This is a genomic window from Saccharopolyspora tripterygii (genome assembly GCF_054778355.1).
Genome location: NZ_BAAGZP010000038.1, coordinates 114,203 through 138,672 on the forward strand (window position 1 = coordinate 114,203; position 24,470 = coordinate 138,672).

Sequence of the window (24,470 nt, forward strand, 5' to 3'; positions counted from 1 at the left end):
GGGGCCGTGCTGGCGTGTCGAAACCACTTGCCCTGCGGTGGCTGATCGCAGGAAGCTGGAGCGACATCGTGACCTGGGGGTGCGTGGTGGAGGAACTCACCGATGAGGGCTTCGACGTCGATCCGCGGGGCTGCTACCGGCGAGGGCGATTTCGTGCACGTGGCGATCGACGCGGCCAACCGCGACCCGCAGCGCTTCGCCGGACCGGAGGTGTTCGAGCCCGACGGCGATTCGAGCGGGGACATCGCCTTCGGGCACGGCATCCACCACTGCCTGGGCGCCCCGCTGGCCAGGCTCGAAGCCGAGATCGCGTTCACCCGGCTCGTCGAGCGGTTCCCGGACCTCCGGCTCGCCGAACCCGAGCCGGAGCGGGTGCCGGGCTTCCGCATCCGCGGGTTCAGCGCGCTGCCGGTCACCCCGTCCTGAGGAGCGGGAAATGCGTTTCCGGGCGTGCGCGGCGACGGATTAGGCTGGTGGGGTGACCGTCATCGAGTTCCCCACCTCCGACAAGGCGACCGGCGACGAGCTGCGCGAGCGGGTGCGCGAGGCCGCCCGCCGAGCCCGCCAGGCCTCCGCCGACCTCGCCCAGGCCACCCGCGGCGCCAAGGACGCGCTGCTGCAGGACATGGCCGCTGAGCTGGTCGAGCGAGCGCCGGAGGTCCTGGAGGCCAACGAGCGCGACGTGGCCGCCGCCCGCGAGTCCGGGATGTCCGAGGCGCTGATCGACCGGCTGAGCCTGAGCACCGGCCGCGTCGAGTCGATGGCCGACGGTCTGCGCACGGTCTCCGGCCTGCCTGACCCGGTGGGGGAGGTGCTGCGTGGCCAGGTCCTGCCCAACGGTGTCCAGCTGCGCCAGGTGCGGGTGCCGCTCGGCGTGGTCGGGATCGTCTACGAGGGGCGTCCGAACGTGACGGTCGACGCCGCCGGGCTGACCCTGAAGTCAGGGAACGCGGTGCTGCTGCGCGGCTCCTCGTCGGCCGAGAACTCCAACACCGCCCTGGTGCGGATCCTGCGCGACGTCGTGGAGCGGCACGGCCTGCCGGTCGACTCCGTCCAGCTGCTGCCCTGCCACGACCGGGCCTCGGTGCACCACCTGATCACCGCTCGCGGCCTGGTCGACGTGGTCATCCCGCGCGGTGGCGCGGGCCTGATCTCGGCGGTCGTGGAGCAGGCGACGGTTCCGGCCATCGAGACCGGCGTCGGCAACTGCCACGTCTACGTCGACTCCAGCGCCGACATCGACATGGCGCTGCGGATCCTGCTCAACTCCAAGGCTCGGCGTCCCAGCGTCTGCAACGCGGCGGAGACGTTCCTGGTGCACGCCGACATCGCCGGGGAGTTCCTGCCCCGGGCGATCGCCGAGCTGCGAGAAGCCGGTGTCACGGTGCACGGCGACGAGCGGGTCGTCGAGGTCGGCGGCTCGAACGTCGTGCCCGCCACCGACGAGGAGTGGGACACCGAGTACCTGTCGCTGGACATCTCCGCCGCCGTCGTCGAGTCGCTGACCGCCGCCGTCGAGCACATCCGAGAGCACGGATCCGGGCACACGGAAGCCATCGTGACCAGCGATTTCCGCTCCTCCCAGCAGTTCACCGCGCAGGTGGACGCTGCGGCGGTGATGGTCAACGCGAGCACCGCCTTCACCGACGGCGCCGAGTTCGGGATGGGTGCCGAGATCGGCATCTCCACCCAGAAGCTGCACTCGCGGGGCCCGATGGGGCTGCCGGAGCTGACGTCCACCAAGTGGCTCGCCTACGGCGACGGCCACGTGCGCCCGGGTTCGGCGCCGGCCAAGCCGGGGAGCTGAGCTTGACGCAGGCGCCGCGGCGGAAGCGCGATTCGGCCGCCACCAAGGAGGCGTTGCTGCAGGCCGCTTCGGAGCTGTTCGCCGAGCGCGGTTTCAGCGCGACGACGGTGCGCGACGTCGCGGCGCGCGCCGGGGTCAACCAGGCGCTGCTGTTCCGCTACTTCGGTTCGAAGCAGGAGCTGTTCGCCGCGGTGCTGACCCGCAACAGCGAGCAGGTGATCGCCGAGCTCTCCGCCGCGGAGCTGCCGAGGCAGCTGCTGATCAACCTGCTCGACAGCGCCGAGCCCAACGGCGAGCACCCGCTGGTGGCGATGCTGCGCTCGTGGAGCGATGAGCGCGCCGCCGAGATGCTGCGCGGTGAGCTCGGCGCGCGCTACACCGAGCGCTTCGCCGAGCTCACCGACGCCGACGACGCGCAGCTGCGGGCCGATCTCGTGCTGGCGTGGGTGTTCGGCATCGGGATGGTCCGCTCGGTGCTCGGCAAGAGCCCGCTGGCGGAGGCCGATCCCGATGCCATCGCCCGTTACGTCACCCGTGCCGCATCTGTCCTGCTGGAGCGAACGGACCTTTCGGACGATCGCTGATCGGAGGTGTGCGCAGCGCTTTTCCCAGGCGTAGCGTGATTTTGTAAGCGACTGCTTACACACGTTGTCTCGCGCGGGAGTTGTGCATGACCACCACGGAGCCGAGGACGTACCCGTTCAACGTCGTCGAGGCGCTCGACCTCGACCCGATCTACGCGCGGCTGCGCGCGCAGGAGCCGCTGAGCCGCGTCAAGCTGCCCTACGGCGAGGAAGCGTGGCTGGCCACCCGCTACGAGGACGTCAAGGTCGTCCTCGGGGACCCGCGCTTCAGCCGGGCGGAAACCCTCCAGCACGACGAGCCCCGACTGCGCCCGCGCCAGCAGACCGGCGGGATCCTGAGCATGGACCCGCCCGACCACACCCGGTTGCGCAGGCTGGTCGCCAAGGCGTTCACCCAGCGGCGGGTCGAGAAGCTGCGCCCGCGAACCCAGGAGATCGCCGACGGCCTCGTCGACGGGATGATCGAGCGGGGCGGTCCGGCCGACCTGGTCGAGGAGTTCGCGCTGCCGCTGCCGATCGCGGTGATCTGCGAACTGCTCGGCGTCCCGTTCGCCGACCGCGAGCGGTTCCGGGTCTGGTCCGATGCGTTCCTGTCGACCAACAAGCTCTCGCCCGAGCAGGTCACCGACTACACGGACCGGATGATGGACTACATCGCCGGTCTGATCGCGCAGCGCAGGGCGCAGCCCGCCGATGACCTCATCACCGGCCTCATCGCCGCGCGCGACGAGCAGGACAAGCTCTCCGAGGACGAGATGGTCCGGCTCGCGGCCGGAATCCTGGTCGCCGGGCACGAGACCACCGCCTCGCAGATCCCCAACTTCCTCCACGTGCTGCTGACCCACCCCGAGCAGCTGGAGCGGTTGCGCGCCGACCTGGACCTCGTTCCGCCCGCCGTGGAGGAGCTGCTGCGGTTCGTGCCGCTGGGCGTCGGCGCGGGTTTCGCCCGGTACGCGACCGAGGACGTCGAACTCGGCGGTGTGCTGGTGCGCGCGGGCGAGCCGGTCCTGTCCAGCGTCGGCTCGGCGAACCGGGACGACGCCATCTTCGAGAACCCGGACGAGCTGGACCTGGCCAGGGCCGAGGCCTCGCACGTCGGGTTCGGTCACGGTCCGCACCACTGCCTCGGCGCCCAGCTGGCCCGGTTGGAGCTCCAGGTGGCGCTGCGCACCCTGCTCACCAGGCTTCCCGGGCTGGGTTTCCCGAACTCGCCCGAGGCGGACGTGGCGTGGAAGACCGGACTTCTCGTCCGAGGCCCCCGCCGGATGGTGGTGTCATGGCAAGGTGTCCGGTGATCTCGCTCATACGGAAGAAGAGGTGAGCTGATGAGTTGGTCGATCGAGATCGACGCGAACACCTGCATCGGGTCGGGCATGTGCGCCGGGGTCGCCCCGGACCACTTCGAGCTGGTCGAGGGCTACTCGACGACGTTGCAGGATCGGACCGAGCCCGACGACGACGTCGTCGACGCGGCGGAGTCCTGCCCGGTCGAGGCGATCCTGGTCAAGGAGCTCGAGACCGGGAAGGTCGTCGCTCCGGAGGAGTGAGGCAGGTCACGGGCTTGCTGCCGTCATGACTTCCGGTGCGCGCGGGTCTCACCTGTGCGCGCCCGCGAGGCAGCGCCCGTGGTCTGAGGTGGGCCCCCAGCCGCCGAGGATCGCGCAGGGCCGCGGGGCCCGGTCGAGGGGGGAGCCTGGACCGGGTTCCGCGGTCGGCCGCGGAACCGGCGCGGGAGCTGAGGGGGTCCCGCGCCGGAACCGTGGTCTCCGACACCCCGAGACGCCCCGCCGACGTGCCTGGTCGTGATGTTTCTCTAGGGTTGTCAGCTATGTCTCGCCGCCGGATCGGGGTCATGGGTGGCACCTTCGATCCCATTCATCACGGACACCTCGTCGCCGCCAGCGAAGTGCAGGCCCAGTTCGGCCTCGAACAGGTGATCTTCGTGCCCACCGGGCAGCCGTGGCAGAAGAGCCACGAGATCGTCTCGCCGGCCGAGGACCGCTACCTGATGACGGTGATCGCCACCGCGTCCAACCCGCGGTTCCTGGTCAGCCGGGTGGACGTCGACCGCAAGGGGCCGACCTACACCGCTGACACGCTCCGCGACCTCCACGCGGAGTTCCCGGACGCCGATCTGTACTTCATCACCGGGGCCGACGCCCTGGAGCAGATCCTGTCCTGGCACCGGGTCGAGGAGATGTTCGAGCTCGCCCACTTCATCGGCGTCACGCGCCCCGGTTACTCCCTCAACAGCGCTCACCTGCCCGACGGGTCGGTGTCGCTGGTCGAGATCCCGGCGATGGCGATCTCCTCCACCGGCTGCCGCGACCGCGTCCGAGCGGGCCTACCGGTCTGGTACCTCGTCCCGGACGGAATCGTCCAGTACATCACCAAACGAGGCCTCTACCGCGACCCAGCAGCCGAGTGGGGCCCCTAACAGCGGAAACGCTCCAACAAGAACGGACCTCGGGCCGCACAGGCACGAATCCGGTGCGAAGTGGTGGGGTGGTGGGGAAGTTTTCATGAAAACTTCCCCACCCCACGAAACCTGAGTCCCCGCTGCGGGTCGCTCCCGAGTGAATGGACTGTGAGCTCCCTCGGCAGGGACCGGTCTTCTCGGGCGGGACGGGGTGCGCTCGGGGGAGTTGAAGCCGAGGGCACCGCTCGGGGATAAAGGATTCATATGAGGAGGCCGGGCGGGTCCCCACCGGGACCGGCGGCCTATCCTGCTACCCGGCGTGGGCACACCGAGCCCCGTCGAGAGGAGTGACGTGGCAGCCACCGACAACGCCCGCGAGCTGGCCCTGATCGCCGCGCAGGCGGCGGCCGACAAGAAGGCCACCGACGTGGTCCTGCTGGATGTCTCGGAGCAACTGGTCATCACCGACGTCTTCATGATCGCCTCGGCTCCCAACGAGCGGCAGGTCGAAGCGATCGTCGACTCGGTCGAGGAGAAGATGCGGGCGGCAGGCGTCAAGCCGGTCCGGCGCGAGGGAGCCCGCGAGGGGCGATGGGTCCTGCTGGACTTCGTCGACGTCGTGGTGCACGTCCAGCACGCCGAGGAGCGCTCCTTCTACCAGCTGGAGAAGCTGTGGAAGGACTGCCCGCAGATCGAGTTCGTCGACCAGGGCCTGCCGGCAGAGGAAGACGAGTGAGCCTCGACCGGCTCGTGCTGTGGCGGCACGGCGAGACCGACTACAACCTCGCCGGCCGCATCCAGGGGCACCTCGACAGCTCGCTGACCGCCCACGGCATCGAGCAGGCCGAGCAGGCCGCGCCCACCATCGCGTCGTTCGAGCCTGCGGTGGCCGTCAGCTCCGACCTGAACCGCGCGCGCACGACCGCCGCCGCCTACGCCAAGGTCAGCGGTGAGCCGGTCAAGCTCGACAAGCGACTGCGGGAAACCCACGTCGGCGAGTGGCAGGGCCTCAGCGGGGCTGAGGTGGAGCACGGCTGGCCGGGTGCGCTCAACACGTGGCGCGCGAGCCCGACGTGGGCGCCGCCCGGTGGCGAGTCCCGCGTGGAGGTCGCCTCCCGCGCCCTCGACGTAGTCACCGAGCTCGACGACCAGTACGACGGCACCGCGCTGCTGTGCGCGCACGGTGGGCTGATCACCGCGCTCACCGCGAAGCTGCTGGCCCTGCCGGTGGAGCTCTGGCCGGGCCTGGGCGGCGTGCGCAATTGCCACTGGGTGGTTCTCAAGCGCCGCAGCCCCAGCGATCACCGCTGGCGGCTGCTGGTCTTCAACGCGGGTGCGCAAGACCACGCGTGATCGCATCTGTCGTCTGACGTCGTAGGGTTGCGTTCGTGTCCATTGCCGTCGTCACCGACTCCACGGCGTACCTGCCGTCCGGGTATGCAGCGCGGTACGGGATTCGAGTCGTTCCGCTGCACGTCGGCGTGGACGGCGGGAAGCCCGTCGACGAGACCGCGTTCACGCCCGGTGACCTCGCCCAGGCCTTGGAGAACAAGCACCGGGTGACGACCGCGAGCGCGACCTCCGGCGAGCTGGCTCGCGCGTACCGGCAGGCGCTGGACGACGGGGCCGAAGGGGTCGTCGCGGTGCACCTGTCCCGGCAGCTGTCGGGGACCTGGGACGCGGCGCGGCTCGCCGCCCGCGAGACCGACCCGCAACGTGTCCGGGTGATCGATTCCCGGTCGGCGGCGATGGGCCTGGGCTTCTCCGTCCTCGCCGCCGCCGACGCGGCCGCCTCGGGTGCCGACCTGGACGAGGTGGAGCACACCGCTGCGGTGACGGCCGCGCGCACGACCACGGTGTTCTCCGTGCAGACCCTGGAGTACCTGCGGCGCGGCGGCCGCATCGGCACCGCGGCGGCCGTGCTGGGCACGGCGCTGTCGATCAAACCGCTGCTGCACGTCCACGACGGGCGGATCGACGCGCTGGAGAAGGTGCGCACCACGACTCGCGCGATGGCGCGGCTGCGCGACCTCTCGCTGGACGCGGCGGGTTCAGGATCGGCGGCGATCGCGGTGCACCACCTCGCGGCCGCCGACCACGCCGAAGAGCTGGCGGGGCGCTTCTCCGCCGAGCTGGGGGAGTCGGTGGAGTGCGTGGTCTCGGAGGTCGGCGCGGTCATCGGAGCCCACATCGGCCCCGGATCGGTGGGAGTGGTGGTTCTCCCGAACGGGTGGCATTTCAGCGGGTGAATCCCCTTCGGGGTGCGGATTCCACACCATCGAGCTGAATCCCGGCGAAGTTCGGTCCACAGTAGTCAGATGCACGAAAAATAAAGGTGCACAGCGGCTTTCGGTCGAGCTATCGTCGTCGACATGTTCGACACCAAGCTCCAGCGCGCCGCTGACGACGAGTCCTACGAGCAGCTCGACACCCGGTCCCGGTTGCAGACGCTGCGCCGCGAGGCCGAGCACGACGAACCCACCCAACGAACTCAGCCCCACTACTCCGTGAATCCGCCGGACGGCGCCCGAAGTTCGCCGTGGTACCGGTTCGCGGAGCGATGGCTGCCCGAATCCCTGCTGCGATCGAGGGTGGATCCCGGACGCGCCGGCGTGCTCGCTCTGTCGCTGGTCGCGGCACTCGTGCTCCTCGGCGTGCTCGTCTTCGCCTGGTCCGGCCGTCCCGTCGCCGAATCCGCACCACCGCCCCTTCCCGCTCCGCCACCACCGGTGTCGGCGAGCCCTGCCGCACCGCCCGAGCTGGTGGTCAGCGTGGTCGGCCTCGTGCAGCGCCCCGGCCTGGTCACCGTCCCGGCAGGGGCGCGGGTCGCCGACGCCGTGAGCGCGGCGGGCGGGCCGCTGCCCGATTCCGACCTGACCGGCCTCAACCTCGCGCGCCGCCTGTCCGACGGCGAGCAGCTCTACGTCGCCATCCCCGTGCCGCCAGGAGCCCAGAGCGGCCAAGCCGGGCAGACCGGCACGGGCGGCGACGGCAAGGTCGATCTCAACACCGCGACGAAGGAGCAGCTCGATGGACTACCCGGAGTCGGGGAGGTCACCGCCGATCGAATCCTGCGGTGGCGCACCGAGCACGGCCGGTTCGACTCGGTGGATCAGCTCCGCGAGGTCGGCGGGATCGGTGACTCCCGGCTGACCAAGCTCCGCGACCTGGTCAGGGTGTGACCCGCCCGCTGGACCTGCGGCTGGTCCCGGTGGCGGCGGCGGTCTGGGTGGTGACCCTGCTCGGCTTGTGGGCGGGTTGGCTGCCGGCAACCGCATCGGCTCTGGCCGCAGGCCTGCTGGCGTTGATCATCCGGCGGCGGCCGGGTGCCAGGGCGGTGCTGGTGGTCCTGCTGCTGGCCGGCGTGGCGGCGAGCGGCATCGCGCTGCGGGCTCACCGGGTCGAGGACCATCCGCTGCGGCACGCGGCGGGAACAGGTGAGCCGGTGACGGTCCGGGTCGAGCTGTCCACGGCGCCGAACCCGTTGCGCGGGGCGGCCTTCGGTGCCAGCAGGGCGCAGGACCGCTCGCTGGCCCGAGCGGAGCTGGTGAGCGCCGAGATCGCCGGACGCCGGTACGAGACGGGTGGATCGATCGTCCTGCTGGTGCCCACGGATTCGTGGCGTGGGCTGATCGCAGGACAACGGCTCACCGTCACGGCGAGGGTGGCGCCGCCGCGCGACGGCGAACTCGTCGTGGCGATGCTGCCGGTGTACCGGGAACCGGGCGAGGTCTCGGCGCCGCCCGCGTGGCAGCGGCTGGCCGCGAGCATGCGAGCGGGACTGCGCGAGACCGCGGCCGTGCACCTGGGTCCGGAGGCGGCGGGTCTGCTGCCGGGGCTGGTCGTCGGCGACACCGGCGGCCTGGCCCCGGAGGTGGAGCAGGACTTCGAGACAGCGGGCCTGAGCCACCTCACGGCGGTGTCGGGAGCGAACCTGGCGATCGTCTGCGGCGCGGCCCTGCTGCTGCTCCGGCTGCTGGGGCTCGGCCCGGTCGTGTGCGCGATCGGGGCGGGTGCGGCGCTGGTCGGGTTCGTCGGTCTGGCCGGTCCGGAGCCGAGCGTGCTGCGCGCTGCGGTGATGGGGGCGATCACGCTGCTCGCGCTGGTGCTGGGCCGGCGTCGCTCGGCGCTGCCGGCGTTGGCGGCGAGCGTGATCGCGCTGCTGCTCCTGCTGCCGGAGCTGGCGACCAGCGCGGGCTTCGCCCTGTCGGTCGCGGCTACGGCCGGGCTGGTGCTGCTCGCACCGGTGTGGGCCGCAGCGCTGCGCGAGCGGGGCGTGCCCGTCGGTCTGGCCGAGGCGATCGCGGTGCCGGTGGCCGCGCACGTGGTCACCGCACCGCTGATCGCGGCGATCTCGGGCGGGGTGAGCCTGGTGGCGGTTCCGGCGAACTTGCTGGCGGCACCGGTGATCGCCCCGGCGACGGTGTTCGGGGTGCTGGCCACGGTCACCGCTGGAGTGTCGTCGTGGGTGGCGTGGATCTGGGTCGAGCTGGCGGGCCCGGAGCTGGAATGGGTGCTGCTGGTGGCCGATCGCGCTTCGGCGGTGCCGGGGGCGGTCGTCGACTGGCCGACCGGCACGGGCGGCGGTCTGCTCCTGGGGGTGTTGGTGCTGGTGGGCCTGATCGCGTTGCGGGGGAGGAGGATTCGACTTCTGGCGGTGGTCGCGGTGCTGCTCAGCGCGCTGATCGTGCTGCCGGTGCGCACCATGCTGCCGGGATGGCCCGCGCAGGGCTGGAGCGTTGTGGCCTGCGACGTGGGCCAGGGCGACGGTCTGGTGCTCGCCACCGGCAGGCCGGGAGAGGCCGTGGTGGTCGACACCGGGCCGGACCCCCGACGAGCTGCGAACTGCTTGCGGCGCTTGGGGATTCACCGGGTCTCGATGGCGGTGCTCACGCACCTGCACGCCGACCACGTCAGCGGGCTGCGGACGATCCTGGGCGAGACCTCGGTCGGCGCGGTGGCGATCGGACCGCTGCGCGAACCGAAGTGGGCCTTCGACGATCTGGCGCGCGATGCCAGGGCGCACCGCACCCCGGTCGTCACGCTGCAGGCCGGTCAACGACTGGACTGGCCCGCCCTGGTCCTCGACGTGCTGGCGCCCGACACGGGCGTGACCCGAACGCAGACCGCCGACGACGCCAACGATGCGTCCCTTGTGGTGCGGGCGACGACCACGGCCGGTCGCGTGCTGCTCACCGGTGACGTCGAACTGCAGGGACAGGGACGCCTGGTGTCGTCGGGAGCGGATCTGCGGGCGGACGTGCTCAAGGTCCCGCACCACGGATCCCGCTACACCACACCGCGCTTCCTGCAAGCCGTCCGGCCGAGGCTCGCGCTGATCAGCGTCGGTGCGGGCAACGACTACGGGCACCCGAACCCGTTCGTGACCGGTGCGCTCACCCGTGCCGGCTCGCGGGTGCTGCGCACCGACCAGGAAGGAGACATCGCCGTCCTGCCGGGGCCGCAGGGGCCTCGCTTCGCCGCGCGCGGGGACCCGCTGCGCGCCGACGAGAGATGACCGTCCGAAGCGGGAACGACGAAGCGGGTGGCGGTCCGCAGGGACCGCCACCCGCTCGCAGGAGAGGAGTGCTCGTCTACAACTGGATCAGAGGCCGAGGGCCTGGTTCACCGACTCGGTGGTCGGCGCGACGGTCGCCTTCGGTCCGAGCTCGCCCTCGACGGCGTCCAGGGTCTTGAGACCGTCACCAGTGATCAGCAAGACCGTCTCGGCGTCCGGGTCGATCTTGCCGGCTTCGATGAGCTTCTTGGCGGTCGCGACGGTGACACCACCGGCGGTCTCGGCGAAGATGCCCTCGGTGCGGGCCAGCAGGCGGATGCCCGCGCGGACCTCGTCGTCGGTGACGTCTTCGATGGCACCGCCGGTCTTGCGGACGACGTCGAGCACGTAGGGGCCGTCGGCGGGCGCGCCGATGGCGAGCGAGCGCGCGATGGTGTCCGGCTTGACCGGCTGCACCACGTCGTGGCCGTTGCGGTAGGCGGTGGAGACGGGGGAGCAGCCGCTGGCCTGCGCGCCGAAGATCTTCACCGGGCTCTCGTCGACGAGGCCGACCTGGCTGAACTCGTTGAAGCCCTTGTAGACCTTGGTCAACTGCGAGCCGGAGGCGATCGGCACCACGATCTGCTCGGGCAGTCGCCAGCCCAGCTGCTCGGCGACCTCGAAGCCCAGCGTCTTGGAGCCCTCGGAGTAGTAGGGGCGGACGTTGACGTTGACGAACGCCCAGTCCTCGTGCTCACCGGCGAGCTCGGTGGCCAGCCGGTTGACGTCGTCGTAGTTGCCGTCGACGGCCAGCAGCGAGCCGTCGTAGACCGCGCTCATGAGGATCTTGGCGCGCTCGAGGGTCTTGGGCACCAGGACCACCGAGTCCCAGCCGGCGCGGGCGGCAGCGGCGGCCACGGCGTTGGCGAGGTTTCCGGTCGACGGGCAGGCCAGCACCTTGAACCCGAACTCGCGGGCGGCGGCCAGCGCGACGGCGACGACGCGGTCCTTGAAGGAGTGCGTGGGGTTGCCGGTGTCATCCTTGATCCAGATCTTCTTCACGCCAAGCGCCTTGGCGAGGTTGTCCGCCTGGATCAAGCGGGTACAGCCGGGCTCGGTGTTGGGGATCTGGTCGACGTTGCCCGGGACGGGCAGGAACTGCTTGTAGCGCCAGATCGAACGCGGACCGGACTCGACGTCCTCGCGGCGGATCTTGCCGAAGTCGTAGGCGACCTCGAGCGGCGAGAAGTCTTCGAGGGAGACGAACTCAGGGGCCAACGGCTGCCGGTGTCCCTCTTCCTTGGACACCAATTCGACGGCATTGCCGAGATCGAACTTCTTGCCAGCGGTCGTGTTGGCGTGGGCAGCAGCAGTCATCGCGCGAGGTCCTCTCCTCATCTGTCCCGCGGACGGGTCGGAATTGGCACCTGTTTTGCGTCCGTGACCTCGCGCCGGAATTTTGCGCGATGCATCGGACGAACGGTTGCCGGGGCTTCAACGGGCCGTTCCCTCTGCCCCTCTGGATGAGCTATTCGATTGTGAGGGCAACGTTAGTTGAACGAATGTGTTCCTGGCCAGTGCGCATCCAGATGGCGGGACTGTCGCGGCCCCGTGGGACCATTCGTTCATGAGCTCCCCGACCGTTGTCGCCGACCCGCTGCACCTGGTGCTCGGAGACGAAGAGCTGCTGGTCGAGCGCGCGATGTGGGCCGCTGTCGGGGCCGCGAGAGCCGCCGATCCGGACGCGGATTTCAGCAGGGTGAAGGTGAGTGACCTCACCCCGCCGGAGCTGGCTGAAATGCTGAGTCCCTCGCTGTTCGCAGAGGCGCGCGTGCTGGCGGTCGAGTCGGCGCAGGACGCGGGCAAGGAGATCGCGGAAGCGCTGCTGCTGCACGCCAAGCAGCCTGCGGAGGGCGTGACGCTGGTGGTGCTGCACAGCGGCGGCGGCCGGGCCAAACAGGCCAAGGAGCTGCCCAACGCGCTGAAGAAGATCGGCGCGCGCGTCACCGAGTGCAAGAAGATCACCAAGCCCGCCGAGCGCGAGGCGTTCGTCAAGGACGAGATCCGCAGGGCGGGCGGCAAGTCCGACTCCGGCGGGGTGAGCGCGCTGGTCGAGGCCGTCGGGTCGGACCTGCGGGAGCTGTCGGCCGCCGCTTCGCAACTGGTGGCCGACACCGGCGGCAAGATCGACGCGGACGCCGTGGGCCGCTACTACCGGGGCCGCGCCGAGGTGACCGGGTTCGCCGTCGCCGAGAAGGCCGTGGTCGGTGACCGGGCGGGAGCCTTGGAGGCGCTGCGCTGGGCGATCCAGCTGGGCGTGCCGCACGTGCTCATCGCCGACGCCCTGGCCGACTCCGTCCGCACCATCGGCCGCGTCGCCGCGGCGGGAGGTCGCAACGACCCCTACCGGCTCGCCGGGGATCTCGGGATGCCCGCGTGGAAGGTCAAGAAGGCCCTGGCGCAGTCGCGCGGCTGGACACCGACGAGCCTCGCCGCGGCGCTGCAGGTCGTCGCCGAGGTCAACGCGGGGGTCAAGGGCATGGCCGCCGACGCCGACTACGCCCTGGAGAAGACGGTCCTGCGGCTGGTCGCGCTGCGCAACCAGCGCGGCTGATCAGGCCACGCCGATCAGCACGACACCGGCGAGCACCACGACCGCGCCGGTCATCCGCCGGACCGGTTGCGCCTCGCCGAGCACGCGCCACGCCAGCAGCCCGGCCAGCACGATGCTCAGCTCGCGCGCCGGGGCCACCAGGCTCACCGGCGCCATCTGCATGGCGAACAGCACCAGGATGTAGGCCAGCGGCGAGAGCACCCCGACGGCGATGATCTCCCGCCGGTGCTCGGTCCAAATACGGCCGAGCGCGCCGCGCCTGCGCACGGCGTAGGGGGCGAGCAGCGCGCTGCGGGTGACGTTGTTGGCCCAGTCGTAGAGCAGCGGTGACAGCGCGAGCCCGGTGACGGCGTGCGCGTCCCACACGGTGTAGGTCGCGATCAACGCCCCGGTGAGCAGCCCGAAGCCGACCCCCGCCAGGTTCGCCCCTGCGCGCGGCACCCCGTCGGACAGGCCGATCACGAAAACCCCTGCCACCACGAGGACACCGCCGCACACCCCGAGCCACCCGGGTCGCTCCTGCAGCACCAGCACCGCCACGACCATCGACAGCATCGGGCCGGTTCCCCTGGCCAGCGGGTAGACCACGGACATGTCGCCCACCGAGTAGCCGCGCTGCAGCAGGAGGAAGTACCCGAGGTGGATGGTCGCGCTGACCAGGACTCCGAGCGTCCAGGCGCCCAGCGGAGGAGCTCCGGTGATCAGGAGAGCCCCGGCCGCCACCGGCAGGTACAGCACGGACGAACAGGTCGCGGTCAGCCACACGAAACCCGCGCCGGAGGAACCGGCGCGCTTGGCGAAGAAGTTCCAGCCCGCGTGCGCGAACGCGGCCAGGACGACGAGAACGACAGCGGCAGCGCTCATGAGTGCCCGGAGCCTACAGCCTCAGCCGCTGAGGGCGATCTTCCAGCCGAGGCTGAACACGAGCCCGACCACGACCGTCAGGAACACCCGGCGGACGAACGCCGACCCGCGACCCGCGGCCAGCGCCGCGCCCAGCACGCTGCCGGTGATGTTGCAGGCCGCCATCACCAAACCCAGTCCCCACAGCACCTTTCCGGCGGGGATGAAGAAGGCCAGCGCTCCCAGGTTGGTGGCGACGTTGACGACCTTCGCGGTCGCCGAAGCCGTGACGAAGGCGAACCCGACCAGGCTGACCAACCAGAACACCAGGAACGAACCCGTTCCAGGCCCGGCGATGCCGTCCCAGAAGCCGATCACCGCGCCACCGAGCAACATCAGCGCCAGCTGCAACCGCCGCGCGAACCGGGGCGCGTGCACCGAGCCGAGGTCGGGCCTGCGCCAGGTGTAGACGCCGACCACGACCAACGCGACGAACACCACCACGTTGAGCACCGAGGACGGCAGCGCATCGGCGAGCGCGGCCCCGCCCAGCGACCCGACCAGCGCTACCGCGGCCATCGGAAGCGCTGCGCGCCAGTCCATCGGGGTGCGCTTGGCGTAGGTCCGGGCAGCGGCGGAGGTTCCGGCGATCGCGGCGATCTTGCTGGTGGCCAGCGAGTAGATGACCTCGCCGCCGGGCATCAGCATCAGCATCGCGGGCAGCTGGATGAGCCCACCGCCGCCGACGATCGCGTCCACGGCTCCGGCCAGGAACGCCGCCGCGCAGAGGATCAGCAGCCCGGTGAGGGTGAGGTCGGCGAATCCGGGCCAGTTCAACGCGGTGAGCACGAGGTGTCACCGTATTTCCGGCGCACGGTCGAATCCGAGCGGTTGTGAGCACCCTCGCGGCATCCGGACCACCCGGAGAACCCGCAGGTGAGGGGTGTTAGCCTGGATGACCGTGTCGTACGGCATTCCGCCGTGGAGGAAACCGGTCCCCGGACCGGGCCGATCGAGTGCGGCACGCGATTCGACTGACGAGGAAGAGGCGCACCAGTGGCCAACATCAAGTCCCAGATGAAGCGGATCAAGACCAACGAGGCGAACCGCCAGCGCAACAAGGCTGTGAAGACCACGCTGAAGTCCGCCATCCGCAAGTTCCGCGTGGCCGCTGACGCCGGCGAGAAGGACAAGGCCGTCGAGCTGCAGCAGGTCGCCAGCCGTCAGCTGGACAAGGCCGCCAGCAAGGGCGTCATCCACAAGAACCAGGCCGCCAACAAGAAGTCGGCCATGGCCGCCCGCGTGAACAAGATCTGAGTTTTCCCAGTCGTCGCAACGGCCCCTCTCCCGTCGCGGGAGAGGGGCCGTTGCGCGTTCTCACCAGTCGTGCATCGAGCCGTCGCGGCGGCGGTTCACCGGCAGGTACCGGGGTTCGTAGGGGAACCGCTCCGCTGCCTGCTCGTCGACCCACACGCCCAGGCCGGGCTCGTCGCTGGGATGCAGGTAGCCGTTGGCGAAGGTGTAGCCGGAGCGGAACACCTCGGCGGTCTGCTCGGTGTGGCCCATGTACTCCTGGATGCCGAAGTTCGGCACCGCCAGGTCCACGTTGAGCGCCGCCGACAGCGAGATCGGGGAGAGGTCCCCGGCTCCGTGCGATCCCGTGCGCACTCCGTGGAGCTCGGCCAGCGAGAAGATCCGCCGCAGGTGCGTGATGCCGCCCGCGTGCGACACCGAGGTCCGGATGTAGTCGATCAGCCGCTCGGTGATGAGCTGCTGGCAGTCCCAGATCGAGTTGAACACCTCGCCGACCGCGATCGGCGTGGTCGTGTGCTCCCGGATCAGCCGGAACGCGCTCTGGTCCTCGGCCGGCGTCGGGTCCTCGATCCAGAACATCCGGTGCGGTTCGAGGTCCTTGCCCAGCCGTCCGGCTTCGATCGGGGTGAGCCTGTGGTGGACGTCGTGCAGCAGGTGGAAGCCGAACCCGAACCGCTCCCGCACCGCCCCCAGCACCTCGGGCGCGTGCCGCAGGTAGGACTCGGTGTCCCAGCGGCCCTCCTCCGGGACGTTCGAGGACGCGGGCTCGTAGAACTCGCCCTTGGCCGGGACGCCGTAGGTCTTGTCGACGCCCGGCACCGACGCCTGCGCCCGGATGGCCAGGTAGCCCTGGTCCAGGTGCGCGGCGACGTCGTCGAGCAGCGCTGGCACGTCGTCGCCGGTGGCGTGGCAGTAGGCCAGCACGCCGTCCCGGGCGGGCCCGCCGAGCAGCTGGTGCACCGGTAGTCCGGCGACCTTGCCCTTGATGTCCCACAGCGCGACGTCGACCGCGGCGATCGCGGTCATGGTCACCGGCCCGCGCCGCCAGTAGGCGCCCTTGTAGAGGTACTGCCAGGTGTCCTCGATGCGTTGCGAGTCGCGGCCGATCAGCAGCGGGCAGAGGTGGTCGCGCAGGTAGGAGGCGACCGCGAGCTCGCGCCCGTTGAGGGTCGCGTCACCCCAGCCGACCACGCCGTCGGCGGTGGTGAGCTTGAGGGTGACGTAGTTGCGGCCTGGCGCGGTGACGATGACCTTCGCGTCGACGATCTTGGACAACTCGGTCCTCTCGGTCGGGTCGGCCGCCGCCGATCCGGGCGAGCCGCCGATGAACATCAGCACTACCATACAAGCGGTGGGATGCCACGGTTCAAGGTCCTCGATAGGGTGTGGACATGGCGAGCACGGGAGGCAAGACCTCGGCGAGGGTGGCCGCGCACCGCGAGATCAGGCGGCGCATCGTCACGTTGCAGCTGCCGCCCGGGCATCCGCTGTCGGAGAACGAGCTCGCCCGCGAGCTGGGGGTGTCCCGGACGCCGGTGCGCGAGGGTCTGCTGCTGCTCGTCGAGGAGGACCTGGTCCGGGTCTTCCCCAAGCTCGGTTCATTCGTCGCCAGGGTGGATCCGCAGCGCATCGCCGACGCCCAGTTCGTCCGCGAAGCCGTCGAGGTCGCCTCGCTGGCCGATGCCGTCGAGCGCCGCACCGACGAGGACGTCGAAGCCCTGCGCGACCTGCTGCGGCAGCAGCGCGAGGTGGCCGAGGACGTGGATCGGTTCTTCGAGCTCGACGAGGCCTTCCACCAGCGCCTGCTCGCCGCAGCCGGCCACGCGAACTCGTGGCGCACGGTCGAGCAGGCCAAGGCCCACCTCGACCGCGCACGTCGCCTCGGCCTGCGCACGGTCAGCCCCATCTCGTCCCTGATCGACCAGCACGCCGAGATCGTCGACGGCCTCGAATCCCGCGACCTCGACGCCGCCTCCTCGGCTCTCCGCGGGCACCTGCGCGCCGTCTTCGAGGACGTCGAGCGCATCCGGGCGGAGTCCCCCGAACTCTTCGTCGGCAGCGCCGACGAGCGCCCCATCAGGCGCAGCATCACAGTCCTCCAGTGACGTCGGCTGGGCCTCGTTCGGGTTGTGGGCAGTTTTGGTCCGAACCGTCCATGATCAATGTCTGAATTGCCCGGTCGGTTCGGGCCAAAACTGCCGAGTGGTGAGCAGGGAGCACTCCGGCGGCCGGGCTCGCTCCGGCCCCTGCCCCCGGGGTTCGGGTCGGTGCTGGGCGTGGGGGTGGCTTGGCGGTAGAAATGCGGGCATGGAGGTCTTGAACAGCCGGATGATCCTGCGACCCGCCGATCACGATCGGTCGGTGCGGTTCTACCGCGACGTGCTGGGGCTGGCGGTGTGCCGCGAGTTCCCCGGAGGCACGGTGTTCTTCCTGGGGCAGGGGTATCTGGAGGTCTCCGGTCGAGGGGATCAGGGGCCGAGCCCGGATCAGGTGCTGTGGCTCCAGGTGCGGGACCTCCGCGCCACTTTCGACGAGCTCCGCGATCAGGCCGTCACCGTCCTCGCCGAACCGGAGCACAAGCCCTGGGGCCTGCACGAAGGCTGGATCGCCGATCCCGACGGCATGCGCATCGTCATCGTCGAGGTTCCCGCTGACCACCCCATCCGCCGCGACACCCGGGGCGACTAGCGCTCCTCCGCACCCGCGAGCGCTCGCCGAACGCCGCCGCGAATCCCGCACTGCCACGACGTCAGGACTCAGCGCCGGCTCCACGCAGTGGGCGTGGTCGCTTCGGCTGCTCTTCCGCCGGCTGTGCGGTGCGATTCGGTAGACGTGCACGGAACCCCTCGCATCGCGTGGCGAGCGCGCGGCGGGCGCTGTGTTCCGCGTGGTGATCATGCTGACCCCGCGCGGGTGCTCGATGAAGCGAACACCCCGCAGCTTTCCCCCGAGGCGGTGGGGCGTGCCACATCGGCGAGCGGCGGTGTGCGGGTGTCCGGGAGTTGGGCGTCGGACACGGGGCGTGGCGTGGGACTATGGGGTGACCCCTGCGCGTCATCCGCCTGGGGAGCCCGGGCCGACGTCTGCCGACGAACGCCGACAGCCGTAGGAACGCCGCCGACATCCGAGGAACCCGAGTGAGCAGTTTCGCCGACACCACGTTCACGCAGCCGGAGCGGATCCGGAACTTCTGCATCATCGCGCACATCGACCACGGCAAGTCGACGCTGGCCGACCGCATGCTGCAGCTGACAGGTGTTCTGGGGGAGCGCGCCTACCGGGCTCAGTACCTCGACCGGATGGACATCGAGCGCGAGCGCGGGATCACGATCAAGGCGCAGAACGTGCGCCTGCCGTGGGTGTTCGAGGGCGACGAGCACGTGCTGCACATGATCGACACCCCCGGGCACGTCGACTTCACCTACGAGGTCAGCCGGTCGCTGGCCGCGTGCGAGGGCGCGATCCTGCTGGTGGACGCCGCGCAGGGCATCGAGGCGCAGACGCTGGCGAACCTCTACCTCGCCATGGAGCACGATCTGCAGATCATCCCGGTGCTCAACAAGATCGATCTGCCGGCCGCCGAACCGGACAAGTACGCGGCCGAGCTCGCGCACATCATCGGCTGCGAGCCCGAGGACGTGCTGCGCGTGTCGGCCAAGACCGGCGAGGGCGTCGACGCGGTCCTCGACGAGGTCGTGCGGCAGGTCCCGCCGCCGGAGGGCGTGTCCGACTCCCCGCCGCGCGCGATGATCTTCGACTCGGTCTACGACACCTACCGCGGTGTGGTGACCTACATCCGAGTCGTCGACGGCAAGATCACCCCGCGCCAGCGGATCAAGATGATGTCCACCGGCGCCACGCACGAGCTGCTGGAAGTCGGCATCATCTCGCCGGACCCCAAGGCATCGAAGGGTCTCGGGGTTGGCGAGGTCGGCTACCTGATCACCGGCGTGAAGGACGTCCGCCAGTCCAAGGTCGGTGACACCATCACCGCCGAGCGCAAGGGCGCCGACAACCCGCTGCCCGGCTACCGCGAGCCCAAGCCGATGGTCTACTCCGGGCTGTACCCGATCGACGGTTCGGACTACCCGATCCTGCGCGAAGCGCTGGAGAAGCTGCAGCTCAACGATGCCGCGCTGACCTACGAGCCGGAGACCTCCGGCGCGCTGGGCTTCGGTTTCCGCTGCGGCTTCCTCGGCCTGCTGCACCTGGAGATCACCCGGGACCGGCTGGAGCGCGAGTTCAACCTGAACCTCATCTCCACCGCGCCGAACGTGGTCTACGAGGTCGAGATGGAGGACGACACCGAGCTGGTGGTGACCAACCCGTCCGACTGGCCCGAGGGCAAGATCAAGAACGTCTCGGAGCCGATCGCCAAGTGCACGGTGATCGCCCCCTCGGAGTTCGTCGGCACGATCATGGAGCTGTGCCAGGGCCGTCGCGGCCAGCTCGACGGCATGGACTACCTGTCGGAGAGCCGCGTCGAGCTGCGCTACACGCTGCCGCTGGGCGAGATCGTCTTCGACTTCTTCGACCAGCTCAAGTCCCGCACCCGCGGCTACGCCTCGATGGATTACGAGGAGTCCGGGATGCAGGTCTCCAACCTGGTGAAGGTCGACATCCTGCTGCAGGGCGACCCGGTCGACGCCTTCAGCGCGATCGTGCACCGCGACGGCGCCTACGCCTACGGCACGAAGATGGCCACCAAGCTGCGCGAACTCATCCCGCGCCAGCAGTTCGAGGTGCCGATCCAGGCGGCCGTCGGTTCGCGGATCATCGCCCGTGAGACGATCCGCGCCATCCGCAAGGACGTGCTCGCCAAGTGCTACGGCGGTGACATCAGCCGGAAGCGCAAGCTGCTGGAAAAGCAGAAGGAGGGCAAGAAGCGGATGAAGACCATCGGTCGGGTCGAGGTCCCGCAGGAAGCCTTCGTCGCAGCGCTGTCCACCACGGAAGCCAAGGACGACAAGTCCAAGGACGGCAAGAAGTAACGCTCGGTGCACGACCAGTGACCGACTGTCGGTGTCCTCTGGTTGACTTTCCGTCGATCGGAAAGGAGGGCACCATGTCAGTCATGGCAGAGACGACCGGTCCGCACGGCATCGTCCAGAGTCGCCCCTTCACGGTGTACGACCTGGAGACGATGCCCGATGACGGCCACCGGTACGAGCTCCTCGACGGGGCGCTCCTCGTGACGCCCGCCCCCGGTTACAAGCACCAGAAGGTGGTTCTCCGGTTGGGGGCGCTGCTCGATGCGGCCTGCCCGGACGACCTCGAAGTGTTGCCCGCGCCGTTCGCGGTGCGTCCGTCGGTCACGGTCGAGCTCCAACCGGACCTCCTGGTCGCCAGGGACGAGGATCTCACCGAGGCGTACCTGCCGGCCGCGCCGGTCCTCGCGGTCGAGGTTCTCTCGCCGAGCACGAGGCTCAACGACCTGAACTCCAAGAAGGCGTTCTACGAGCGGCTCGGCGTGCCGTGCTACTGGGTGATCGATCCGCTGGAGCCCAGGCTGACCGCGTTCGAGCTGGGGGAGGACGGCGAGTACGAGCGGATCGTCGAGGTCGCCGGGTCGGAGGGCTTCGACGCGGCGCATCCCTTCCCCGTGCGCGTCGTTCCCGCTGAACTGATCGGTCGCCGCCGCAAGGCGTGAACTCGTCCCTCCGCGAGGGTGTCCCCTCACCGGTATAGAGAGCGTCTATCGGGCGGATCGAGAATGGGTCTGCTCGGGCGGTGGCGTGCGAGAAGTGACGCACGAAGTGACCTGGGTCTCATTCTCACGGCTCGGGCGGCGGTTGTGCGGTTCGGACACGTGGCTAGCATTCGCTCGTCATGGTCCGTGCTGCTCGGAGTCCCCACCGAGCGCATCGGGCGTTTTCCTCGGTGCGCCACCAAAAGTGGCGGGCTCGACGCTGCCTGGAGGTTGCTGGTGGACTTCTCCCGCGAACGCTTGCCGATCCCCGATCCTCAGCCGCCCACCGCGACCTCCCTCGACGCCCGCGATCAGAGCCCGGCCTTCCAGCCGAGGCAGCCGCTGCGCCCGCCGCAGGGAGCGCCGAACGTCGTCGTGGTGCTGCTCGACGACATGGGATTCGGTGCTCCGAGCGCGTTCGGCGGGCCCTGCAACATGCCCACGGCCGAGCGGTTGGCCGGTGGTGGCTTGCGCTACAACCGCTTCCACGTCACCGCGATCTGCTCGCCGACCCGCCAGGCGCTGCTGACCGGCCGCAACCACCACTCCGTCGGCATGGGCGTCACGACCGAGATGGCCAGCGCCGCACCCGGTTACTGCGGTGTCCGCCCGCTCAGCGCGGCCACCATCGGCCAGATGCTGCAGGGGAACGGTTACAACACAGCGGCTTTCGGCAAGTGGCACCAGACCCCGGCGCGAGACGTCAGCGCGGCGGGGCCTTTCGACCGGTGGCCCACCGGCGAGGGCTTCGAGAAGTTCTACGGATTCCTGTGCGCCGAGATGAACCACTGGTACCCGGTGCTGTTCGACGGGACGAAACCCGTTGAGCCCAGCCGCAAACCCGAGGACGGCTACCACCTGTCCGAAGACCTGGTGGACAACGCGATCGACTGGGTGCGCGACCAGACCTCGCTCAAGCCCGACAACCCGTTCTTCGCCTACCTGCCGTTCGGCGCCACCCACGCGCCGTACCACGTGCCCCAGGAGTACCGGGAGCGCTACCGGGGCAAGTTCGACCACGGCTGGGACCGGCAGCGCGAGATCACCCTGGCGCGGCAGAAGGAGCTCGGCGTGGTCCCGCAGGACGCCGAGCTGGCGCCGTGGTCGGAAGGCGTGCCGCACTGGGACGAGCTCTCCGCCGAGGAGCAGCGGTCCGCCGCGTCGCTGATGGAGCTCTACGCCGGCTTCGCCGAGCACACCGATGACCAGGTCGGACGGCTCGTCGACGCGCTCGACGAGCTCGGCGAGCTGGACAACACGCTGTTCGTCTACATCCTCGGTGACAACGGTGCCTCCGCCGAGGGCGGTTTGGGCGGCACGCTCAACGAGCACCGCTTCGCCAGCGGCATCCCCGACAGCGCCGAGTTCATCAACTCCCAGGACGCGGCGCTCGGCGATGCGACCACGCACGCGCACTACCCGGTCGGCTGGGCGCTGGCGATGAACACGCCCTACCAGTGGACCAAGCAGGTCGCGTCGCACCTGGGTGGGATCCGCGACGGCATGATCGTGCACTGGCCGGACGGGATCGCCGAGCGCGGCGGGCTGCGCGACCAGTTCCACCACGTCATCGACGTGGTGCCGACGATCCTGGAAGCGGCGGGCCTGCCGCACCCCACCGAGGTCAACGGCATCGCGCAGCAGCCCATCGAGGGCACCAGCATGCTCTACAGCTTCAACGACGCCGAGGCGCCGGACAGGCACCGCGTGCAGTACTTCGAGATGGTCGGCAACCGCGGCATCTACCAGGACGGGTGGATGGCCGTGACCCGGCACGGAACGCCCTGGGTGATGGTGCAGGACGGCGTCCGCCGCTCCTTCGACGACGACCGCTGGGAGCTCTACGACACCAACGTGGACTGGACGCAGTCTCACGACCTCGCCGAAGAGCACCCGGAGAAGCTGCGCGAGCTCCAGCAGCTGTTCCTGGTCGAGGCCGCCAAGCACAACGTGCTGCCGCTGGACGACCGGATGACCGAGCGGGAGAACCCGCTCGAAGCCGGTCGGCTGGACCTCATGGGCGACCGCCGGTCGGTGACCTTCCACGCGGGCGCCAAGCGGCTCACCGAGGAGACCGCGCCGAACGTCAAGAACCGCTCGCACACCCTGACGGCGCTGGTGGAGGTGCCGGAGGACGGTGCGGAAGGTGTGCTGGTGGCCCAGGGCGGCCGGACCGGCGGCTGGTCGTTCTACGTCCACGACGGGAAGCCCTGCTACGCCTACAACTACTTCGGCTCGGTCGTCCAGCACGTCCGCGCGCCAGACGCCGTGGGCTCCGGCGAGCACGAGATCAGCGTGCGGTTCGACTACGACGGCGGCGGGGTCGGCAAGGGCGGCGAGGTGACGTTGCGCGTCGACGGCACCGAGGTCGCCTCCGGCCGGGTGGACGCGACGATCCCGTACTACTTCGCCTTCGACGAGACCTTCGACATCGGCGTCGACCGGGCGAGCCCGGTCACCGACGACTACGTGCCCGTCGACAACGCCTTCACCGGCGCGCTGCGGCGGTTGCGCGTCGATCTTGACGACGACCAGTGGTCGGACGTGGAGGCGGCGTCGGCGTTCCGGACCGCGCACGAGTAGGAGCTCGGCCTGGCGATGTCCCGCCTGCCTGGTGTAATGCCGGGCAGGCGGGACTTTCGCGCGTGGGGAGGTGGCATGGACCGGCGGGAGTTGGAGTACTTCCTGGCGATCGTCGAGCACGGCAGCTTCACCGCGGCCGCGCAGGCGATGCACGTCGCCCAGCCCTCGCTGTCGCACGCCGTCCGGAACCTGGAGAAGGAGCTCGGCGGCAAGATCTTCCACCGGCTGCCGCACGGGGTGACGCTCACCGCGGCCGGGGACGCGCTGGTGGAACCCGCCCGCCAGGTGATGCGGGACCTGAGCACGGCCTCGGCCTCGGTCCGCGAGGTGCTCGGCCTGTCCGGCGGTCGGCTGGACGTCGTGGCCCAGACGACGCTGGCGGTCGATCCGCTCGCCGAGCTCATCGGGGAGTTCCTGCGGGAGAACCCGAAGGTCGCGGTCAACATCGCCGACCCCGAGCTGGGGACGGACGTGACCTTCGCGGTGCGGGCCGGCGAGTGCGAGCTGGGCCTGGTCGATTCCGAGCACCCCATCGGCGACCTGGAGAGCATGGTGCTGCGCGGCCGGGAGATCTTCGCCGTGCTGCCGCCGGGCACCGCGTCCGGTCAGAAGCGGTTGAGCGTGCCCGAGTCGTCCACCCTGGACTGGATCGCCACTCCGCCCGGCACCGCCACGCGCGCGGTCATCGAGGACACCGTGGGCACCCGCGGCGGCGAACCGACCTTCGCAGTGGAGACCGCGCACCAGGCGATGATCGTGCCGTTGGTGCTGGCCGGAGCGGGCGCGACGCTGCTGCCGCGCGCGATGGCCCGCGATGCGGCCGCGCGAGGCGCGGTCGTGCTGCCGCTGCGGCCGAAGGTGGTCCGCCGTGGCGTCCTGTTCTGGCGCCCAGGCCCCCTCTCCCCGGCAGCGGCGCAGTTCGTCGCGATGGCGGAGACCATCGCCGAGCTGCGTCGCTGATCTGGGGTGGGGAGGTTTTCATGAAAACTTCCCCACCCCAGAACACCGGTGACCTGCGGTGATGGGGTGGGGAGGAAGTTCTCATGAAAACTTCGACTTAGCTGTGATGTCCGGGGAGGTTGTCCCGGTGGGTTGTCCGTAGACAGGTGAAGGCCTCTGG

23 protein-coding genes and 1 riboswitch are annotated in these 24,470 nt (G+C 70.1%); of the genes, 19 read left to right on the forward strand and 4 right to left on the reverse strand.

Translation table 11 applies throughout. The features are described from left to right. Positions 1–102 precede the first annotated feature (102 nt). From ACYVF3_RS27235 to ACYVF3_RS27285, 11 genes are all read left to right on the forward strand, one after another. Positions 103–426, forward strand: a complete 324-nt coding sequence (locus tag ACYVF3_RS27235) for a cytochrome P450 (RefSeq protein ID WP_461157108.1) — start codon at positions 103–105, stop codon at positions 424–426. 52 nt (positions 427–478) lie between these two features. Then, positions 479–1,807 carry a glutamate-5-semialdehyde dehydrogenase gene (locus tag ACYVF3_RS27240; RefSeq protein WP_461157109.1) on the forward strand — a complete coding sequence of 443 codons (1,329 nt, stop codon included), beginning with the start codon at positions 479–481 and terminating at the stop codon, positions 1,805–1,807. A 2-nt stretch (positions 1,808–1,809) separates the two neighbouring features. Then, positions 1,810–2,391 (forward strand): TetR/AcrR family transcriptional regulator, encoded by a 582-nt coding sequence (locus ACYVF3_RS27245; protein ID WP_461157110.1) that lies wholly within the window; start codon positions 1,810–1,812, stop codon positions 2,389–2,391. Positions 2,392–2,477: 86 nt separating this feature from the next. After that, complete coding sequence (locus ACYVF3_RS27250) at positions 2,478–3,686, forward strand: cytochrome P450 (RefSeq protein ID WP_461157111.1); 1,209 nt, start codon at positions 2,478–2,480, stop codon at positions 3,684–3,686. A 30-nt stretch (positions 3,687–3,716) separates the two neighbouring features. Then, positions 3,717–3,938, forward strand: a complete 222-nt coding sequence (locus tag ACYVF3_RS27255) for a ferredoxin (protein WP_461157112.1) — start codon at positions 3,717–3,719, stop codon at positions 3,936–3,938. Positions 3,939–4,219: 281 nt separating this feature from the next. Next, on the forward strand, positions 4,220–4,828 hold the full coding sequence (gene nadD, locus ACYVF3_RS27260) for a nicotinate-nucleotide adenylyltransferase (protein ID WP_461157113.1): 609 nt from the start codon (positions 4,220–4,222) through the stop codon (positions 4,826–4,828). A gap of 334 nt (positions 4,829–5,162) precedes the next feature. Further along, a complete protein-coding gene (gene rsfS, locus ACYVF3_RS27265; RefSeq protein WP_461157114.1) occupies positions 5,163–5,546 on the forward strand; it encodes a ribosome silencing factor in 384 nt (127 codons plus the stop codon). Continuing rightward, entirely contained in the window at positions 5,543–6,163 is a 621-nt protein-coding gene (locus ACYVF3_RS27270) for a histidine phosphatase family protein (protein WP_461157115.1), read from the forward strand. The genes rsfS and ACYVF3_RS27270 overlap by 4 nt, the downstream gene beginning before the upstream one ends. Before the next feature lie 35 nt (positions 6,164–6,198). Beyond that, the gene (locus tag ACYVF3_RS27275; RefSeq protein WP_461157116.1) at positions 6,199–7,059 is read left to right on the forward strand and encodes a DegV family protein; all 861 of its coding nucleotides are present in this window, start codon (positions 6,199–6,201) and stop codon (positions 7,057–7,059) included. Between the two features lie 123 nt (positions 7,060–7,182). Continuing rightward, positions 7,183–7,992 (forward strand): helix-hairpin-helix domain-containing protein, encoded by an 810-nt coding sequence (locus ACYVF3_RS27280; RefSeq protein WP_461157117.1) that lies wholly within the window; start codon positions 7,183–7,185, stop codon positions 7,990–7,992. Then, entirely contained in the window at positions 7,989–10,328 is a 2,340-nt protein-coding gene (locus tag ACYVF3_RS27285) for a DNA internalization-related competence protein ComEC/Rec2 (protein ID WP_461157118.1), read from the forward strand. The genes ACYVF3_RS27280 and ACYVF3_RS27285 overlap by 4 nt, the downstream gene beginning before the upstream one ends. An 87-nt stretch (positions 10,329–10,415) precedes the next feature. Here ACYVF3_RS27285 and thrC read toward each other — a convergent pair whose 3' ends face one another. Next, the gene (thrC, locus tag ACYVF3_RS27290) at positions 10,416–11,684 is read right to left on the reverse strand and encodes a threonine synthase (protein ID WP_461157119.1); all 1,269 of its coding nucleotides are present in this window, start codon (positions 11,682–11,684) and stop codon (positions 10,416–10,418) included. A 14-nt stretch (positions 11,685–11,698) separates the two neighbouring features. Then, positions 11,699–11,837: riboswitch (SAM riboswitch) on the reverse strand. Positions 11,838–11,934: 97 nt separating this feature from the next. On the opposite strand from thrC, the gene holA reads away from it, so the two are divergent. Next, positions 11,935–12,921, forward strand: a complete 987-nt coding sequence (holA, locus tag ACYVF3_RS27295; RefSeq protein ID WP_461157120.1) for a DNA polymerase III subunit delta — start codon at positions 11,935–11,937, stop codon at positions 12,919–12,921. On the opposite strand, the gene ACYVF3_RS27300 is transcribed toward holA, so the two are convergent. Then, positions 12,922–13,785 carry an EamA family transporter gene (locus ACYVF3_RS27300; RefSeq protein ID WP_461157121.1) on the reverse strand — a complete coding sequence of 288 codons (864 nt, stop codon included), beginning with the start codon at positions 13,783–13,785 and terminating at the stop codon, positions 12,922–12,924. 21 nt (positions 13,786–13,806) lie between these two features. After that, on the reverse strand, positions 13,807–14,613 hold the full coding sequence (locus tag ACYVF3_RS27305; RefSeq protein ID WP_461157122.1) for a sulfite exporter TauE/SafE family protein: 807 nt from the start codon (positions 14,611–14,613) through the stop codon (positions 13,807–13,809). 207 nt (positions 14,614–14,820) lie between these two features. Here ACYVF3_RS27305 and rpsT point away from each other — a divergent pair, with 207 nt between their 5' ends. Next, complete coding sequence (gene rpsT / locus ACYVF3_RS27310; protein ID WP_461157123.1) at positions 14,821–15,081, forward strand: 30S ribosomal protein S20; 261 nt, start codon at positions 14,821–14,823, stop codon at positions 15,079–15,081. Positions 15,082–15,141: 60 nt separating this feature from the next. Here the strand turns inward: rpsT and manD are convergent, their stop codons facing one another. Continuing rightward, positions 15,142–16,353 carry a D-mannonate dehydratase ManD gene (gene manD, locus ACYVF3_RS27315; RefSeq protein WP_461157134.1) on the reverse strand — a complete coding sequence of 404 codons (1,212 nt, stop codon included), beginning with the start codon at positions 16,351–16,353 and terminating at the stop codon, positions 15,142–15,144. Positions 16,354–16,469: 116 nt separating this feature from the next. On the opposite strand from manD, the gene ACYVF3_RS27320 reads away from it, so the two are divergent. The 6 genes from ACYVF3_RS27320 to ACYVF3_RS27345 all read left to right on the forward strand — a co-directional run bounded on the left by ACYVF3_RS27320 (position 16,470) and on the right by ACYVF3_RS27345 (position 24,310). Then, positions 16,470–17,183, forward strand: coding sequence for a GntR family transcriptional regulator (locus tag ACYVF3_RS27320; RefSeq protein ID WP_461157124.1), 714 nt, complete (start codon positions 16,470–16,472; stop codon positions 17,181–17,183). A 202-nt stretch (positions 17,184–17,385) separates the two neighbouring features. Next, positions 17,386–17,766, forward strand: a complete 381-nt coding sequence (locus tag ACYVF3_RS27325) for a VOC family protein (protein WP_461157125.1) — start codon at positions 17,386–17,388, stop codon at positions 17,764–17,766. Positions 17,767–18,215: 449 nt separating this feature from the next. Then, complete coding sequence (gene lepA / locus ACYVF3_RS27330) at positions 18,216–20,069, forward strand: translation elongation factor 4 (protein WP_461157126.1); 1,854 nt, start codon at positions 18,216–18,218, stop codon at positions 20,067–20,069. 83 nt (positions 20,070–20,152) lie between these two features. Continuing rightward, positions 20,153–20,728, forward strand: a complete 576-nt coding sequence (locus ACYVF3_RS27335; RefSeq protein WP_461157127.1) for a Uma2 family endonuclease — start codon at positions 20,153–20,155, stop codon at positions 20,726–20,728. A gap of 276 nt (positions 20,729–21,004) precedes the next feature. Then, the gene (locus tag ACYVF3_RS27340; RefSeq protein WP_461157128.1) at positions 21,005–23,350 is read left to right on the forward strand and encodes a sulfatase-like hydrolase/transferase; all 2,346 of its coding nucleotides are present in this window, start codon (positions 21,005–21,007) and stop codon (positions 23,348–23,350) included. A gap of 75 nt (positions 23,351–23,425) precedes the next feature. Next, entirely contained in the window at positions 23,426–24,310 is an 885-nt protein-coding gene (locus ACYVF3_RS27345; protein ID WP_461157129.1) for a LysR family transcriptional regulator, read from the forward strand. Positions 24,311–24,470 lie beyond the last annotated feature (160 nt).